The organism is Bacteroides sp. An279, from assembly GCF_002159615.1.
In the GTDB taxonomy this organism is placed as follows: Bacteria; Bacteroidota; Bacteroidia; order Bacteroidales; family Bacteroidaceae; genus Phocaeicola; species Phocaeicola intestinalis.
This window is the reverse complement of record NZ_NFJA01000186.1, coordinates 1-2,049: the sequence shown is the minus strand read 5'-3', so window position 1 is coordinate 2,049 and position 2,049 is coordinate 1. Positions and strand designations below refer to the sequence as shown.

Here is a 2,049-nt window from a genome sequence, read left to right as displayed (position 1 = left end):
CGTTTTCGTGTGTGCTTTGGGCGATTTTTTGGTCCTTTTCGCTCCTGTTCTTCGTCAGATAGCCCGCTATCTTCCTCATCACAGAAGCGGAAATGCCTCAAAAACTCATTCCAAATCATCGCACGATAAATTCAAAACAGCTTCTAAATTCCGCTTGCAAAGTTAGCGGATTTTAACGGAAAGTGAGAGGACAATCTTAGAAAATTTGAAGGACAATTCAAGGAAAAATGCTCATAATGAGGGACAATTCAGGGAATTTCCTTAAATTGTCCTTCTGTGTTCTTGTCCTGCATCCCGGATTTCAGGTTTCGGCTGTAAGTCCTTACATTGGAAAAACCGCAATGTGTAGCAATTTCTTCACGGCTTGCCGAAGGGTGTTCTTCCCGGTATCGGACAGCGGCCTCAATCCTGAGCCGGTTCAGTTCCTTATAAAAGGAACCGAAACGTTCTTTCATGACAATGGATACATATTTCCGGTTGCTCTTTACCGCATCTGCCAGTTCGCCGATTTTCAGGTTCGGATTCAGGTAAAGCCTGTCCTCGGTCAATGCTGCCCGTATTTTCGCTTCCAGTTCATCCTTGGCATCAACAGACAGCAGGCTGCTGCCGCTTCCCCGGTCGGACAGTACCGTTTCTATTTTTTCCGCTATGAGTTCTTCCGCTTCTTCCACCACTTCCCTGTATTCTTTCCGTTGCGGATGCAATATCCGTATCAAAAGTACGATGTGCATGACAGAAATGACCAGCTGGAACCACATGTTGTAATCATGGTCGCCGGTGATAAACAGCCACCATGCGGCTCCCAGATACAGCACCGGCATGAATACGACAAAACCGGCAAAACGTACCGGAAAATCTTCACTGTTGGAATATTCTTCCTGCATGTGTAGGCGAATCTGGCGCAACAGCCAGCTTGTGGTATGCAACAGCATGGCTGTAAGCAGCAGGGAATATCCTCCGATAAGGAGAAGAAGCATATCACGATGGCGGTAGAGGGTATCTCCGCCAATCCAGCCGTATATCCAACAGGCCAGCATAATAGCCAGAGGAATGATGCCGGACAATACAAATATCAGTCTGCGGTGTCTTGTCTTGCTGAAGAAAAACCGGCGGAACGACAACACGCCCGCACCGGGCAACAGCAGCACAAGAAAAACACGCATAAAGAAGTATGCGTCCGGGCTGTCCATGCGGAAAAGCCATACCACAGGCAAGGCAAAACAGGCATAGATAATTGTGATGAGCTTGCGGGCCGGATAAAAATAGGTTTCTTCCTCGTCAAACGGACGGCACATGTGGAAATAACGCACCAACGCACAAAACAGTGACGTAACGACCAGTATCAGGCAGGATGCCGCATAATATATTTCAGGACCTTGTATTATCATATCGGATTTCTAAAAATTTTGCGAATTTACAAAAATCCGTTCGTATTAGGCCTCTAATCAGAGCTTTTTATCATCTAACCCCCTTATTTTTCATATGTATGTCAAAGAACAATGGATTATTTCTTTATTTTTATGGCTTTTACCAAATGCAGTTCCTTTATCCCGAGTTTACGAAGTTCGGGCGAATGCACATAAATGACACCGACCTCATAAGTGTCGGGCTTCACATGAAAACTGTAAAGCAGATAACCGGTATATGGTTTGGCAAGCAGGCACGCATGGTAATGATACTTTCCGTCACATTCACTTAAGAATGTATTTCTTTACAATTGCAACAAATAATCTCAGAAGCTGTTTTGAGAAGCTGTTTTGAATTTCTCCAAAAAATTTTTCTTGGCTTGATGTATCCGTTTTCGTGTGTGCTTTGGGCGATTTTTTGGTCCTTTTCGCTCCTGTTCTTCGTCAGATAGCCCGCTATCTTCCTCATCACACAAGCGAAAATGCCTCAAAAACTCATCCCAAATCAGCGCACGATAAATTCAAAACAGCTTCTGAATTTCTCCAAAAAGTTTTTCTTGGCTTGATGTGTTCGTTTTCGTGTGTGCTTTGGGCGATTTTTTGGTCCTTTCCGCTTCTGTTCTTCGTCAGATAGCCCGCTATC

Annotated in this window: 3 protein-coding genes; 1 reads left to right on the top strand and 2 read right to left on the bottom strand. The window is 44.7% G+C overall.

Annotation, left to right across the window (positions count from 1 at the left end; all coding sequences use genetic code 11):
- Positions 1–248: 248 nt before the first annotated feature.
- Complete coding sequence (locus B5F78_RS16490; RefSeq protein WP_087407253.1) at positions 249–1,388, bottom strand: helix-turn-helix domain-containing protein; 1,140 nt, start codon at positions 1,386–1,388, stop codon at positions 249–251.
- 98 nt (positions 1,389–1,486) lie between these two features.
- On the opposite strand from B5F78_RS16490, the gene B5F78_RS17680 reads away from it, so the two are divergent.
- Positions 1,487–1,699 carry a hypothetical protein gene (locus tag B5F78_RS17680; protein WP_204502758.1) on the top strand — a complete coding sequence of 71 codons (213 nt, stop codon included), beginning with the start codon at positions 1,487–1,489 and terminating at the stop codon, positions 1,697–1,699.
- A 33-nt stretch (positions 1,700–1,732) separates the two neighbouring features.
- Here B5F78_RS17680 and B5F78_RS16480 read toward each other — a convergent pair whose 3' ends face one another.
- Entirely contained in the window at positions 1,733–1,897 is a 165-nt protein-coding gene (locus B5F78_RS16480) for a hypothetical protein (RefSeq protein WP_162608590.1), read from the bottom strand.
- Positions 1,898–2,049: the final 152 nt, after the last annotated feature.

Coding starts and splice junctions, on each gene's coding strand:
- B5F78_RS16490 (WP_087407253.1), bottom strand. CDS start 1,388: ATGATAATACAAGGTCCTGAAATATATTATGCGGCATCCTGCCTGATA.
- B5F78_RS17680 (WP_204502758.1), top strand. CDS start 1,487: ATGTCAAAGAACAATGGATTATTTCTTTATTTTTATGGCTTTTACCAA.